General features: G+C 58.6%; 13 protein-coding genes. 9 read left to right on the top strand and 4 right to left on the bottom strand.

The window, feature by feature from the left end; all coding sequences use genetic code 11:
- Window positions 1–53 precede the first annotated feature (53 nt).
- Window positions 54–1,838, bottom strand: a complete 1,785-nt coding sequence (locus DXH95_RS13625) for a DEAD/DEAH box helicase (RefSeq protein ID WP_115550050.1) — start codon at window positions 1,836–1,838, stop codon at window positions 54–56.
- A gap of 113 nt (window positions 1,839–1,951) precedes the next feature.
- On the opposite strand from DXH95_RS13625, the gene DXH95_RS13620 reads away from it, so the two are divergent.
- Window positions 1,952–3,595, top strand: a complete 1,644-nt coding sequence (locus DXH95_RS13620) for a PHA/PHB synthase family protein (RefSeq protein ID WP_115550049.1) — start codon at window positions 1,952–1,954, stop codon at window positions 3,593–3,595.
- Here the strand turns inward: DXH95_RS13620 and DXH95_RS13615 are convergent.
- The gene (locus tag DXH95_RS13615) at window positions 3,577–4,776 is read right to left on the bottom strand and encodes an MFS transporter (protein ID WP_115550048.1); all 1,200 of its coding nucleotides are present in this window, start codon (window positions 4,774–4,776) and stop codon (window positions 3,577–3,579) included. The genes DXH95_RS13620 and DXH95_RS13615 overlap by 19 nt on opposite strands.
- Before the next feature lie 174 nt (window positions 4,777–4,950).
- Between DXH95_RS13615 and DXH95_RS13610 the strand changes: the two genes are divergently transcribed.
- From DXH95_RS13610 to clpS, 4 genes are all read left to right on the top strand, one after another.
- Window positions 4,951–6,144, top strand: coding sequence for an acyl-CoA dehydrogenase family protein (locus tag DXH95_RS13610; RefSeq protein WP_115550047.1), 1,194 nt, complete (start codon window positions 4,951–4,953; stop codon window positions 6,142–6,144).
- Window positions 6,145–6,158: 14 nt separating this feature from the next.
- The gene (locus tag DXH95_RS13605; protein WP_115550046.1) at window positions 6,159–7,295 is read left to right on the top strand and encodes an acyl-CoA dehydrogenase family protein; all 1,137 of its coding nucleotides are present in this window, start codon (window positions 6,159–6,161) and stop codon (window positions 7,293–7,295) included.
- Between the two features lie 166 nt (window positions 7,296–7,461).
- Window positions 7,462–8,085 (top strand): phasin family protein, encoded by a 624-nt coding sequence (locus tag DXH95_RS13600; protein WP_181883683.1) that lies wholly within the window; start codon window positions 7,462–7,464, stop codon window positions 8,083–8,085.
- A gap of 197 nt (window positions 8,086–8,282) precedes the next feature.
- Window positions 8,283–8,648: an ATP-dependent Clp protease adapter ClpS gene (clpS, locus tag DXH95_RS13595; RefSeq protein WP_115550044.1), complete on the top strand. Its 366-nt coding sequence runs from the start codon at window positions 8,283–8,285 to the stop codon at window positions 8,646–8,648.
- 1 nt (window position 8,649) lies between these two features.
- On the opposite strand, the gene DXH95_RS13590 is transcribed toward clpS, so the two are convergent.
- A complete protein-coding gene (locus tag DXH95_RS13590) occupies window positions 8,650–9,147 on the bottom strand; it encodes a winged helix-turn-helix transcriptional regulator (RefSeq protein ID WP_115550043.1) in 498 nt (165 codons plus the stop codon).
- A 74-nt stretch (window positions 9,148–9,221) separates the two neighbouring features.
- On the opposite strand from DXH95_RS13590, the gene DXH95_RS13585 reads away from it, so the two are divergent.
- The 4 genes from DXH95_RS13585 (at window position 9,222) to DXH95_RS13570 (ending at window position 12,555) form a co-directional block, all read left to right on the top strand.
- Entirely contained in the window at window positions 9,222–9,947 is a 726-nt protein-coding gene (locus tag DXH95_RS13585; RefSeq protein ID WP_115550200.1) for an SDR family oxidoreductase, read from the top strand.
- Window positions 9,941–10,546 carry a 2-hydroxychromene-2-carboxylate isomerase gene (locus tag DXH95_RS13580; protein ID WP_115550042.1) on the top strand — a complete coding sequence of 202 codons (606 nt, stop codon included), beginning with the start codon at window positions 9,941–9,943 and terminating at the stop codon, window positions 10,544–10,546. The genes DXH95_RS13585 and DXH95_RS13580 overlap by 7 nt, the downstream gene beginning before the upstream one ends.
- Window positions 10,547–10,582: 36 nt before the next feature.
- Window positions 10,583–11,866, top strand: coding sequence for a UDP-N-acetylglucosamine 1-carboxyvinyltransferase (gene murA, locus DXH95_RS13575; RefSeq protein ID WP_115550041.1), 1,284 nt, complete (start codon window positions 10,583–10,585; stop codon window positions 11,864–11,866).
- A gap of 65 nt (window positions 11,867–11,931) precedes the next feature.
- Window positions 11,932–12,555 carry a LuxR C-terminal-related transcriptional regulator gene (locus DXH95_RS13570; protein ID WP_115550040.1) on the top strand — a complete coding sequence of 208 codons (624 nt, stop codon included), beginning with the start codon at window positions 11,932–11,934 and terminating at the stop codon, window positions 12,553–12,555.
- A 305-nt stretch (window positions 12,556–12,860) separates the two neighbouring features.
- Here the strand turns inward: DXH95_RS13570 and DXH95_RS13565 are convergent, their stop codons facing one another.
- The gene (locus DXH95_RS13565; RefSeq protein ID WP_115550039.1) at window positions 12,861–13,112 is read right to left on the bottom strand and encodes a ribbon-helix-helix domain-containing protein; all 252 of its coding nucleotides are present in this window, start codon (window positions 13,110–13,112) and stop codon (window positions 12,861–12,863) included.
- Window positions 13,113–13,114 lie beyond the last annotated feature (2 nt).

Below are 13,114 nucleotides of genomic sequence, written 5' to 3'. Positions count from 1 at the left end.
CGCACGCCACCTCCACGAAAGTGGAACAGACTTTAGGGTTAGGATCTAAACGTTTAGCGTGGTCGGTTGCCCTTTGCCTTGTGCTTCACACCGTGTTTGGACGGCGGAGGTCCGGCTTTGCGGAAGGGGCGTTTGCCATCACCAGCTGGTCCGTCACCGCGCGGGCCCTGAAAGGGACGCGGGCTATGGCGCGGCGTTGACTCATTACCCCTGCCCTTGCGCTTGTTCTCGCGCGCAGCCTGACGCGGTGGACCTTCAGCCTCGATAATTTCGACATCATTGTCTTCATCATGTCCGCGTTGCGCCACTGCCTTGGCGAAGTGGCGGGCGGCCGCAGCTGCAATGCCGACATAGGTTTCGTCGGCGGCAATGCGGATCGCGCCAATATCATTCTTGGTCACCCCGCCCCTGCGGCAGAGCAACGGCAACAGCCATTTCGGATCGGCGTTATTTCGGCGACCGATATTGAGTTTGAACCAGACCGAATCGTCGAATCCGGCGCGGCGATCATCCTGCATCCGTTCTCCGCTGCCATTGTCGAGCAGCTCTTCAGGTGCCGGCATTTTTGCGCGGTGCGCGCGGACGAGGGCTGCCGCCACATCTTCTGCGCTCATCGTCTCGAGCAGACGGGCGCCCAATGCACGGTCTTCCTCTTCGGCCTCGACCGGAGTCAACAGCATTTCGAGCAGCCGTTCATGGTCTTTCGCGCGAATATCCTCGGCGGTCGGGACCTTGATCCATTCGGCCTCGATCCGCGCCCCGCGCAGCATCGATTCGACGCGCTTGCGCCGCTGATAGGGAACCACCAGAACAGCTGTGCCCTTCTTGCCTGCCCGACCGGTGCGGCCCGAACGGTGCTGCAAGCCTTCGGCGTCGCGCGGCAGCTCGACATGGATGACCAGCGACAGGTTGGGCAAATCGATCCCGCGCGCGGCAACGTCGGTTGCGACGCAGACGCGGGCGCGGCGGTCGCGCAGTGCCTGCAGCGCCTGGTTGCGCTCGCTCTGGCTATGCTCGCCGGATAGCGCCACGGCGTTGAAGCCCCGATTGGTCAGTTTCGAATAGAGATGCCGCACGCTTTCGCGCGTCGCGCAAAACAGGATTGCTGTATCGGCTTCATGCAGGCGGAGCAGGTTTACCACGGCGTTTTCAATGTCTGGCGGCGCGACCGTCACGACCTGATAGCTGATATCGCCATGGCCGCGATCTTCGCCGACGGTCGATATGCGCAGCGCATCATGCTGATAGCGTTTGGCAAGCGCGACAATCGGCTTGGGCATCGTTGCCGAGAACAGCAAAGTGCGGCGGCCTTCGGGCGTGGCGTTGAGGATATCCTCCAGCTCTTCCCGGAAACCCATGTCGAGCATCTCGTCGGCCTCATCGAGCACCGCGACTTTCAACGCCGACAGGTTCAGTGCTCCGCGTTCCAGATGGTCGCGCAAACGCCCCGGCGTGCCGACCACGATTTGCGGGCCGGTCTGGAGGTTGCGGCGTTCTTTCGAAGCATCCATGCCGCCGACACAGGTGGCGATGCGCACACCGGCCTTCCCATAAAGCCACATCAATTCGCGGCTGACCTGCAAAGCCAGTTCGCGAGTCGGCGCGATAATCAGGGCGGCGGGATCGCGCGCCAGGCTGACCAGCCCGCCATCGAGAATCTCTGGCGCCATGGCGAGACCGAAAGCAACGGTCTTGCCGGAGCCGGTTTGCGCCGAAACAACAAGGTCACGACCAACGGCCTCTTCGGCGATGACAGCGGATTGCACAGGGGTCAGCGTGGTATAGCCACGCGCGGTAAGCGCTTCACCAAGAAGCGCGGGAAGTTTTTCAATTGTCATTGGGGTTCCAGTTTTCAAACCCCTCCATAGGCGCATTTTGCTGCAATGTCTATGTTGCGCCGCACAACAAATAGAAGCTTAGACAATGCGGCCGCTTGGGTTATGCAACAGACATGGCCGATTCATCCACCACTCCGCCCCTTATGGACCCCGAACAGATCGCCAAAATGGCCGAAACTTTCGGGGCTGGCGCGGCCGACCCGCTCACTGCTTACAAGCATGCGCTCGATGCATGGGGTGAAGTGCTGGCACCGCTGGCGAAGGCCGGGCACGACAAACTCAATGCCAAGGATCGCCGCTTCGCCGCCCCGCAATGGGAGCATCCTGTATTCGACCTGATGCGGCAGGGGTATCAGCTGATGTCCGATTATATGATCGGCGCGGCGCACGAGATGGAGCATCTGTCGAAAGCGGATAAGGCTAAGCTCGAATTCGCCGTACGCACCGTTGTCGAGGCGATGAGTCCCGCCAACTCGCCACTGACCAACCCGGTCGCTCTCGAAAAGGCGATCGAGACCAAGGGACAGAGCCTGATGACGGGTGTCAGCCACATGCTGGCGGATATGCAGCGCGGGCAGCTGACCCATACCGACCCGCAGGCCTTCCGGCTGGGCGAAAATATCGCCTGCACCCCCGGCAAGGTGGTGCACCAGACCCCGCTTTATCAGCTTGTACAGTACACGCCGACCACCGATAAGGTTTTCGAAACTCCGCTGGTCATCTTCCCGCCCTGGATCAACCGTTTCTACATTCTCGATCTGACCGCCGAGAAAAGCTTCATCAAATGGTGCGTCGACCAAGGCATTACTGTGTTCGTCGTATCATGGAAGTCGGCCGATGCGTCGATGCGCGATGTGGTGTGGGACGATTATATCGCCGCGCAGATCGAAGCGATCGATACGATCCGCGACGCGCTTGACGTCGATAGCGTCCACGCCATCGGCTATTGTGTTGCGGGCACAACGCTAGCGGCAACGCTCGCCATCCTTGCTGCTCGCGGCGAAGACGCCAAGGTGAAGAGCGCGACCTTCTTTACCGCGCAGGTCGATTTCACCCGCAGCGGCGAATTGCTCAACTTCATCGACGAGCATCAGTTGAAGATGATCGAGTCGCTAGCATCGCAGCAGGGTTTTCTCGATGGCCGCTACCTTGCACTGACCTTCAACCTGTTGCGCGGCAACGACCTGATCTGGTCGACGGTGAACAAGCATTATCTGCTCGGCGAAGACTATCCTGCGTTTGACCTGCTCCACTGGAATGGCGACGTTACCAACCTGCCGGCCAAATGGCACAAAGACTATCTGTGCGATCTGTATCGCGACAACAAGCTGGTCGAACCCGGTGCGCTATCCGCGTTGGGCACACCCATCGACCTCCGCAAAGTCACAACACCGACCTATGTACAAGCAGGCCGCGAGGACCATATCGCCCCTGTCGGCAGCGTCTGGAAAATCCGCGACCATTTCCAGGGCCCGATACGCTTTGTGCTGGCAGGCAGCGGCCATATCGCCGGTGTGGTCAACCCGCCTGCGCAGGGCAAATATCAATATTGGCTCAACGAAGACCCCACGGTTTCAAGCCTCGACGAGTATATCGAGGGTGCTGTCGAAACCAAGGGCAGCTGGTGGCCCGATTGGCTCAACTGGCTGTCGGCTCAGGCACCAAAGCAGATCGCGGCCAAAGGCGCGCGCCAGCCGGGTGAAGGCAAATTAAAGGCGCTGGAAGAAGCCCCGGGAAGCTATGTAAAGACACGCTGAGGCTTTAACCGGATGAACAGGAAACCTGTCGCGGCAATGACATAGGAAAAGACCGCACCGGCCTGGAACAGCGAATAGTCACCAGTCCAGTCGTGAATTTTGCCGAACAGCAGCACGCCGCACAACGTGCCGGTCCAGCCTGCAACCTGCACCCAGCCATAGATGGTGCCATAGCGATCCATTCCGAAACGGCTGGCGACAAAATAAGCGAGCAAATCAATCTCCGCCCCTTGCTGCACACCGATAGCCGCCACAGCGAAAAGCGCCGCAGCATAATAATTCTGCGTCTGCCACAGCAATACACATCCAATCGCCGGGATCAGTGTGAAGAAAAACGCTGTGCGTTGCGGGTTCACCCTATCCAGCAACCAGCCGCAGGCGAGCCTGCCGAAAAACTGCCCTGCGGCAAAAGCGGAGATACCGAATGCCGCCTGTGCCGATGTCAGACCCTCCTCCAGCATCATCGGAACCATCTGGCTAAGCATCCCGGAGGCGGGCATGTTGATGCCGATATAGCTGACGGCAATCAGCCAGAATGTCCCGCTACGCCAAAAAGAGTCGGGGCCGGTTTGCAAACTTTCGTGATCTTCCAAAGAACTCGCCTTGCGGGGCGGCGGATCTGCGACGAGGAACAATATCGACGGTAAACCGATGAACAAGGCGAGCGCTGCCAACATGAAATAGCCGGTGCGCCACCCTTCAAGAGTGATGATCCGCTCCAGCACCGGCGGCAGGAATATGGCCGCAAGGGAAATTCCTGTGGCCGAAAGCGCAAGCGCCAGGCCCCTTTGCCGCTCGAACCAACTGTTAACAGCCCGCGTGTAGGATATCGACGTGGTTGCTACGCCAATCAGGCCTGTTGCGAATACAAGGGCACCAAACATCGCCGGAATTACCGGTGCCACACCCACCACTATGTATAACAGGGCAATGGCGACCATACCGGCCGCCCAGACTTTGCGACATCCATATCGATCCATCGCCCAACCGGCGAGCGGTGCCGCGAGCGAGCCTATGCCGACAATCGCCTGCAGTTGAGAGAACTGCCCGAGTGTCCAGCCGGTTTCCTTTTGCAGATGGGGAATGAACAGGCTGAAGACAAAATAGAGCAGGTTGACGCCTGTCGCTGCCGCCAGCGCCGCGCCCAAAACGGTGCGCCAACCGCGCCGCCATTCCTCCATAAATGCCCTCTCCTCAAGGCAAAATCTAAAGGGACACCATGTTGGTAAAATAGCGGCAGGTCAATTGACGTTTACGTAAACGTCCGGTAATTCCAATGGCAGACGGATTTGGTGCGAGTCGGCTCGCTTTGCGAGGACGTGCGCGCTACATTGCCGCAACAGAGGAGAGCTGCCATGGATATGGAATTCACTGCCGAAGACCTCGCCTTCCGTGACGAAGTGCGGGCATTTATCGCTGAAAACTACCCGCAGGAACTGCGCGGCAAGCAAGACGAAGGCGACGAGCTGGGCAAAGAGGATTTCCTCGCCTGGCACCGCATTTTGCACAAAAAGGGCTGGGTCGCCCCCGCATGGCCGGTTGAATATGGCGGCACCGGCTGGAGCCCCACCCAGCGCTATATCTGGTCGGAAGAAACCGCCCGCGCCGATTGCATCCGTTTGATGCCCTTCGGCCTATCGATGGTTGGCCCCGTTATCTATACTTTCGGAACGCCGGAGCAGAAAGCCAAGTTCCTTCCCCGAATCCTTTCGGGTGAGGATTGGTGGTGCCAGGGCTATTCGGAACCTGGCTCGGGCTCGGACCTTGCCTCGCTGCGCACCAAAGCCGTGCGCGATGGCGAACATTATGTCGTCAACGGCCAGAAAACCTGGACGACGATGGCACAGCATGCCGATTGGGGTTTCTTCCTTGTCCGCACCGATTCCGATGCCAAGCAGCAGGAGGGCATCAGCTTCCTCCTTGTAGACATGAAAACGCCTGGCATCACCGTGCGCCCGATCATCACCTTGGGCGGCGAGCATGAAGTGAACGAAGTCTGGCTCGAGGACGTCCGCGTTCCGGTTGAAAACCGCGTTTACGAGGAGAATAAAGGCTGGACCTGCGCCAAGTTCCTGCTTGCCCACGAACGTACGGGCATTGCCGGCGTCGCGGCCTCAAAGCGCGGTATAGAGCGCATCAAGGATATCGCCCGTTCCGAACAGGATGGCGATCGTCCGCTGCTCGCCAACCCGTTCTTCAAGCGCAAGGTGGCCGAGCTGCAGACCGACCTGACTGCACTCGAATTCACCGAGCTGCGTAGCCTGGCGGGTGAAGCGGCAGGGCGTGGCCCGGGACCGGAATCGAGCCTGCTCAAGATCAAGGGATCGGAAATCCAGCAGCGCATTACTGAACTCGCATTGGAAGCGGTCGGCCATTATGGCGCGCCTTACTTCCGTGGCTTTGGCGAGGGCGACAACGAGCACCCGATCGGCCCGGACTATGCGCATCGCACAGCGCCGAGCTATTTCAACATGCGCAAGACCACCATTTATGGCGGATCCAACGAGATCCAGCATAACATCATCGCCAAGATGGTTCTGGGTCTTTGAGAGGATAAGCGAAAATGGATTTTACCTATAACGAAACCCAGGGGATGATCCGCGACACGCTCGCGCGCTTTCTGGCCGATACTTATGATTTCGACACCCGCCAGAAAATGATCGCGACCGATGCGGGCCGTGATCCGGGCATCTGGAATGCGCTTGCCAATGAGCTGGGCCTGCTGGGCGCAGCCTTTGACGAAGAGCATGGCGGCCTTGGCGGCGGCGCTCTGGAAAACGCGTTGCTGATGGAAGAATTCGGCAAGGTCATCGCGATCGAGCCTTATCTGCAGACCGTCGTCATTGGCGGCGGCGCGCTGAAGGCTGTTGGCGGCGCGCAGGCGGCGGCCCATATCCCGGGTATCATCTCGGGCGAAAGCATCATCGCCTTTGCCTATGCCGAACCGCAGGGCCGTTATGACCTCGCCAATATCCGCACAACGGCGAAGGCCGACGGCAGCGGTTACATCCTCAACGGTCACAAAGGCGTTGTTTACTGCGCGCCTTGGGCGACCCACCTGCTCGTCACCGCGCGCACAGGCGGCTCAACCCGCGAGCGTAACGGCGTTGAGCTGTTCCTGATAGACGCCAACCTTCCCGGCATCACCCGCCGCGACTATCCGACCGTAGACGGCAACCGCGCTTCGGAAGTGTATTTCGAAAATGTCGCCATTCCGGGCGACGCTTTGCTCGCTGGCGGGATGGACCTGATCGACCGTGTTGTCGACGAGGCAACGGTCGCAGTCTGTGCAGAAGCCACCGGCGTGATGGCCAAGCTGCACGAAGGCACGCTCGACTATTCGAAGCAGCGTCAACAGTTCGGCCAGCCGATCGCCCGCTTCCAGGTGTTGCAGCACCGCATGGTCGACATGTTCATGGAAGTCGAACAGGCCAAGTCGATGACGACCTATGCCACGCTGCACCTCGACAAGCCGGCGCATGAGCGCATGGCCGCCGTATCGCAGTGCAAGGCGAAAGTTTCGCGCGGAGCGAAATTTGTCGGCCAGAACGCGATCCAGACGCATGGCGGCATCGGCATCACGCAGGAACTGGCGATCGGCCATTACTTCAAGCGCGCGACGCTCATCGAAGGCCAATTTGGTTCTGCAGATTATCACTATGACCGGTTTGAACGGCTCGTTATCGACGAAGCCGCATAAAGCACGCATCGCCTAAACTGTCCCCGGGACCATCCCCGGGGACAGCTTTTCAAACAATCCGCTGTAAAAGGCGGATTTTATTTTTTGTGCACTGCACCATTTTTATTGACTCCCCTCCCCTGAATCATTATTGTGCACTGCAACAAAACAGAAATGGTGCATGAAAATGGCAAGCAAGGCTGAAACGACCGCAACCAAAGCCCGCAAGACTGCGGCGCCCAAGGCTGCACCCGCAAAGCCGGTTGTCACTGCAACCGAAGCCAAGCCTGAAAAGGCCGAGCAGCTGGTGACGAGCATTGTCTCTGTCGATGACAAACCCCTCTCTGAAGGAGTCAAGAAAATGACTGACACCGTAGAAAAGACCGCCAAGGAAGCACAGGCCAAGGCTGCAGACTTTTTCGCCGACGTGCGCGAAAAGGCAACCGAAGCTGCTGAAAAGGGCAAGAAGCTCGCTGCTGAAGCAACCGAGTTCAACAAGGCCAACCTCGAAGCACTGGTCGAAGCCGGCAAGATCGTCGCCAAGGGCGCACAGGATCTGGGCAAGACCAACCTCGAATATGCCAAGAAGAACTTCGAAGAAGCTCAGGCAGCTGTGAAGGAAGTTACGGCCGTGAAAAACCCGACCGACTTCGTAAAGCTGCAGGGCGAATGGATGCGCAAGGGCTTTGACACTGCGGTTGCGCAGGGTTCGAAGAACACCGAAGCGCTCGTCAAGCTTGCAAACGACATGTTCCAGCCGATCTCGAACCGTTTCGCGGTCGCTGCCGACTTTTTCAAGAAGGCTGCATAAGCCCTCCTGGAAGATTGCGCCGGGGCGTTAGAGCACCTGCCCCCTCTCTCCTCTCCTCCCTGGAGGCAGGAAACCAGACAAACCGGCGCATTTTGAAAGAGCCGTCCTTCCCAACCGGAAGGGCGGCTTTTTCTTTGTGCGCGATTTACCATTAACAGCACTTGCGGAACGCCCCCACCTTACCCTATTTTCAGGATATGGCTTTGGACCGACATTCAAATATTCGCGTTACAGCGGGACCAGACGGTGATCGGGACGATACACGCGGACCGGGCGTCGGGCTTGCCACGCGTACGCGGCCCAAGACCAAAAAGCCCAGCCAGTATAAAGTCCTGCTGCTCAACGACGATTACACGCCGATGGAATTCGTCGTCCATGTGCTGAAAGCCTTTTTCCAGATGGATACCGAGCAAGCGACGCGGGTGATGCTGCACGTCCACCAGAAGGGTGTCGGCGTTTGCGGAATCTTCACCTATGAGGTTGCCGAAACCAAGGTGAACCAGGTGATGGACTTCGCCAAGAAGCACCAGCACCCGCTGCAGTGCACGCTGGAGAAGGCGTGACCTAGCGCGCTACTCGCGCTTCTCTCTCGGCTAACAACGCAGGCGACATCTCGCCTTTCAGATCGCCATAACCCAGCATATCACCACATTGCGGGCAAATGCTAGAAAGCCCGACGTCTGTTCCACATTTCCGGTGCGTATAGCGAACAGCTCGCCCAAACGCGCCATTTTCCTCAGGAGAATAGGCCCAGCGTTCGGCCCAGTTGCGCATGGCATAGAGCACATCGAACAACGCTTTGCCTTTGTCGGTGAGCCAGTATTCGTGGCGAACGGGACGTTGCTGGTATGGCCGTTTTTCGACTACGCCCTCCCGTTCCATCCGTTTGAGCCGGTCCGCCAAAATCTGCGGGCCAAGGCCGGTGTTCGCCTGGAAAGCTTCGAACCGGCGTACGCCAAAAAACAGGTCGCGCAAAATCAGCAGCACAGCACGGTCGCCGACAAGTTCCGCCGAACGGCCAACTGGGCAAAAAGTGTCTGACAGATCGGTGCGGCGCGGCATGCAATCAGCCCTTTTAAATTCCACTTGTTACTATGCTTATCATAGCTACTATGGAGCGCCAAGGAGATTCGCTTATGTCCGCAGCCCTGATTATCGGTGCCGGTGATGCAACCGGCGGAGCGATCGCCAAAGCCTTTGCCGCCGAAGGCTACACCGCCTGCGTCAACCGCCGTGCGCGCCATGCCGACAAGCTGGAGGAACTGGCGCAATCCATCCGCGACGCCGGACACAAAGCTCATGCCTATCCGGCGGATGCGCGCGATGAAGATGCGATGGTAGCATTGGTCGAGACTATCGAACGCGATATCGGGCCTATCGAGGTCGCGATATTCAACATCGGCGCCAATGTGCGTTTTGGCATCACCGACACCACCGCGCAGGTCTACCGCAAGGTCTGGGAGATGGCGACCTTTGCCGGTTTCCTGATGGGCCGCGAAGCCGCAAAGCATATGGTGCGGCGCCAACGTGGCACGATTATCTTTACCGGCGCGACCGCCTCGATCCGGGGCGGTTCGGGCTATTCGGCTTTCTCGGGCGCGAAGGCTGCGCTGCGCATGCTGGCCCAATCGATGGCGCGCGAACTGGGACCGCAAAACATCCATGTCGCTCACAGCATCATCGATGGCGGCATCGATACCGAATTCATCCGCGGTCTTCGCCCCGATTTTGACGACGCCAAGGCGAATGATCTGGTGCTCTCGCCGGAAGCCATTGCTGCGCAATATGTTGCGCTGCATAAGCAGCATCGCAGCGCCTGGACCCATGAGATGGACCTGCGCCCTTGGGGAGAGACATGGTGAGCAAAAGTTTTGAATTTCTTTTCGATTTCGGTGGCCCCAACAGTTATCTAGCGCACAAGGTGCTTCCTGAACTGTGCAATGCAACCGGTGCGACGGCCACCTATGTTCCCATCCTGCTGGGCGGCCTGTTCAAAATCACCAACAATCAGGCGCCAATGATGCGCTATGCTGAAACGCCGGCGAAGCGCGATTATGAAATGCTTGAGTTCAACCGTTTCGTGACGGCGCACAACATACCTTTCAAAATGAACCCCCATTTTCCGATCAATTCGCTGTACCTGATGCGCGGTGCAGTTGCTGCGCAGCATTTGGGATGTTTCATGCCCTATGTTGAGGCTGTCATGGCGGCAATGTGGGAGCATGGCGCGAATATGGGCGACGCGGCGGTTGTCAAAGACGTACTCGACGCAGCCGGGCTGGATGGAGCAGCGCTGCTTGCCAAAGTCGAGGACTCAGAGGTCAAGGCAGAACTGTTGGCAAACACCGAAAAGGCCGCTGCGCGCGGTGCATTTGGCGTGCCCACATTTTTCGTCGGAAATGAAATTTTCTGGGGGAAAGAGCGGCTCGGTCAGGTGGCAGAGGCGCTGCGCAAAGGATGAGCTTGCGCCCGGCGCGCATCGCGCTAAACCGCTGCGATGGACAAAATAATCATTCGCGGCGGCAACAAGCTGAAAGGCAAAATTCCGATTTCGGGAGCCAAGAACAGCGCGTTGACGCTGCTTCCCTGCGCCCTGCTCACCGATGAGCCGTTGACACTACGCAACCTGCCGCGACTGGCCGATATTGACGGCTTCCAGCATCTGATGAACCAGTTCGGCATTTCGACAACGATCGCCGGTTCTCGCCCCGAAGATTTCGGTCGCGTCATGACGCTGGAGGCGACCCGCATTACATCATCCGTCGCGCCTTATGAACTGGTCCGCAAGATGCGCGCCTCGATCCTCGTGCTTGGCCCGATGCTCGCGCGGATGGGCGAAGCGACCGTGTCGCTACCCGGCGGCTGCGCAATCGGCAACCGCCCGATCGACCTCCATTTGAAGGCACTTGAAGCCTTTGGTGCAGAGATCGAGCTGGCTTCGGGCTATGTGAAGGCAACCGCGCCCAAGGGCGGGCTACCAGGGGGCAGTTATACCTTCCCCGTTGTTTCCGTGGGCGCGACCGAAAATGCCCTGATGGCAGCCGTGCTCGCCCAGGGCACCTGCGTCCTCCACAATGCCGCGCGCGAGCCGGAAATTGTCGATCTTTGCAACCTGCTCGTCGCCATGGGTGCCGAAATCGAAGGTATTGGCAGCTCTGATCTGACCATCCATGGCAAGGATCGGCTGCATGGTGCCACCTATCGCGTGATGGGAGATCGTATCGAGGCAGGCAGCTATGCCTGCGCCGTCGCCACGACGGGAGGCGAAGTAGAGCTTGTGGGGGCCAACGAAGGTGAAATGCAGGCGACGGTAGATGCCCTGCGCACCTGCGGCGTGACTGTTGAGCCCGTCAAGGGTGGGCTGCGTGTAGCCTCAGAGGGTCGCCTCAAACCGCTGACCATCTCGACCGCGCCTTATCCCGGCTTTGCTACCGACATGCAGGCGCAGTTCATGGCGATGCTGTGCATGGCCGATGGCGCCAGCGTGCTAACCGAAACCATTTTCGAGAACCGCTATATGCACGTTCCCGAGCTGAACCGCATGGGCGCGCATATCGAAACCAAGGGCCGCACCGCGATTGTCCACGGCGTGCCCAAGCTGACCGGAGCACCGGTGATGGCAACCGACCTACGCGCATCGATGAGTCTGATCATCGCAGGGCTGGTCGCCGAAGGGCAGACCGAGGTCAGCCGCATCTATCACCTCGATCGCGGCTATGAACGGCTTGAGGAAAAGCTGAGCCTTGTCGGGGCGGACATTGAACGGGTCGGGGCGGACTAAAGGATTTTGCAGCCACTTGATAAGCATGTGAACTTCGGGCAATTTACCTGCAGAGGGATTGTCTGATGAAGTCTGTTAAGTCCATTTCCGGCAACCGGCATCCTGTGCTGGAATCAATCCGTCATAGCCCGATTGCCACCGTTGTCAGCGACCCGCGGCAAACCGACAACCCGTTGATCGCCGTCAATCAGGCCTTCCTTGACCTGACCGGCTATGACGAAGATGAGGTGGTTGGCCGGAATTGCCGCTTTTTGCGCGGGGCGAAAACCGAAACCGCACAGACCGAAAAATTGCGCGTCGCCATCGAACAGCGAACACCAACAATTGCCGAACTGGTGAACTATAAAAAGGACGGCACCCAGTTTCGCAACGCCGTCATGATCGCGCCATTGTTCGATGCCGATGGAGAAATCGAATATTTCGTTGGTTCGCAGATTGAAATTGCCAAGACCGAAGACAGCATCACCGCTATCCGCCAACAGCAGGCAGCAGCGCTAGTCGACACATTGTCGCCGCGTCAGCGCGAGATATTGAAGCTGATGGCACAGGGATATCGCACCAAGCAGATCGCCTATATGCTGACCCTCAGCGAAAAGACGGTGCAGATGCATCGCATGCTGTTGTTCAAGAAGTTGTCGACCTCCAACGCGGCCGATGCCGTGCGGATAGCCGTAGAAGCCGGCATCTGACATCGGCTTTAGCCCTATGGGCATAAAGCCGTATGGTAAACACCATCGCGCAAGGGCATATCTGCAAATACGGAACGGTTGACGTGACCACCGTGCCAGCAAAGTGCAGCCCCTGAATCCCTCCCTTAACTGCACTTGAAAACATCGCCTGCGTCCCCCCCGAACATGGCGATGAGGCTGGTAACGGCAGTTTCTGGTTGCGTTTGCCGCTCCGTGTTGTTGTCAGAAGTTATCGAGCCATAACGTTATATATGGTTTCGGGTCGCAACTGTTGCCGCTCCTGCCCCCCGCAGGGCGGCATTTGTTTACGTAGCGCCTCCCGCTCTCAATCGTTCAACGAGCCATATCCGTATCGCTCCGGCAAGACCGCTGGGCGTAGGCGAAGCGAGCCGCTCATTATCGATCGCTGCAACGAGCGCATTGACCGGCAGCCCGGTCTCGTCCGAAGCTGCCTTCAGCATATCCCAAAACAGCGGCTCCAGGCTGATCGAAGTCTGGTGCCCTGATATGGTAACGCTGCGCTTGACCGGCGGGTGATAAGGTGACCGGCCAGTCATTA

Origin of the sequence: Sphingorhabdus pulchriflava (assembly GCF_003367235.1) — a bacterium.
Lineage (GTDB): Bacteria > Pseudomonadota > Alphaproteobacteria > Sphingomonadales > Sphingomonadaceae > Sphingorhabdus_B > Sphingorhabdus_B pulchriflava.
This window is presented reverse-complemented; position numbering and strand designations above follow the sequence as displayed.

What these genes read in the sequence shown, in the direction of transcription:
- DXH95_RS13625 (WP_115550050.1), bottom strand. Translation starts at nt 1,838, where the DNA reads ATGACAATTGAAAAACTTCCCGCGCTTCTTGGTGAAGCGCTTACCGCG.
- DXH95_RS13620 (WP_115550049.1), top strand. Translation starts at nt 1,952, where the DNA reads ATGGCCGATTCATCCACCACTCCGCCCCTTATGGACCCCGAACAGATC.
- DXH95_RS13615 (WP_115550048.1), bottom strand. Translation starts at nt 4,776, where the DNA reads ATGGAGGAATGGCGGCGCGGTTGGCGCACCGTTTTGGGCGCGGCGCTG.
- DXH95_RS13610 (WP_115550047.1), top strand. Translation starts at nt 4,951, where the DNA reads ATGGATATGGAATTCACTGCCGAAGACCTCGCCTTCCGTGACGAAGTG.
- DXH95_RS13605 (WP_115550046.1), top strand. Translation starts at nt 6,159, where the DNA reads ATGGATTTTACCTATAACGAAACCCAGGGGATGATCCGCGACACGCTC.
- DXH95_RS13600 (WP_181883683.1), top strand. Translation starts at nt 7,462, where the DNA reads ATGGCAAGCAAGGCTGAAACGACCGCAACCAAAGCCCGCAAGACTGCG.
- clpS (WP_115550044.1), top strand. Translation starts at nt 8,283, where the DNA reads ATGGCTTTGGACCGACATTCAAATATTCGCGTTACAGCGGGACCAGAC.
- DXH95_RS13590 (WP_115550043.1), bottom strand. Translation starts at nt 9,147, where the DNA reads ATGCCGCGCCGCACCGATCTGTCAGACACTTTTTGCCCAGTTGGCCGT.
- DXH95_RS13585 (WP_115550200.1), top strand. Translation starts at nt 9,222, where the DNA reads ATGTCCGCAGCCCTGATTATCGGTGCCGGTGATGCAACCGGCGGAGCG.
- DXH95_RS13580 (WP_115550042.1), top strand. Translation starts at nt 9,941, where the DNA reads ATGGTGAGCAAAAGTTTTGAATTTCTTTTCGATTTCGGTGGCCCCAAC.
- murA (WP_115550041.1), top strand. Translation starts at nt 10,583, where the DNA reads ATGGACAAAATAATCATTCGCGGCGGCAACAAGCTGAAAGGCAAAATT.
- DXH95_RS13570 (WP_115550040.1), top strand. Translation starts at nt 11,932, where the DNA reads ATGAAGTCTGTTAAGTCCATTTCCGGCAACCGGCATCCTGTGCTGGAA.
- DXH95_RS13565 (WP_115550039.1), bottom strand. Translation starts at nt 13,112, where the DNA reads ATGACTGGCCGGTCACCTTATCACCCGCCGGTCAAGCGCAGCGTTACC.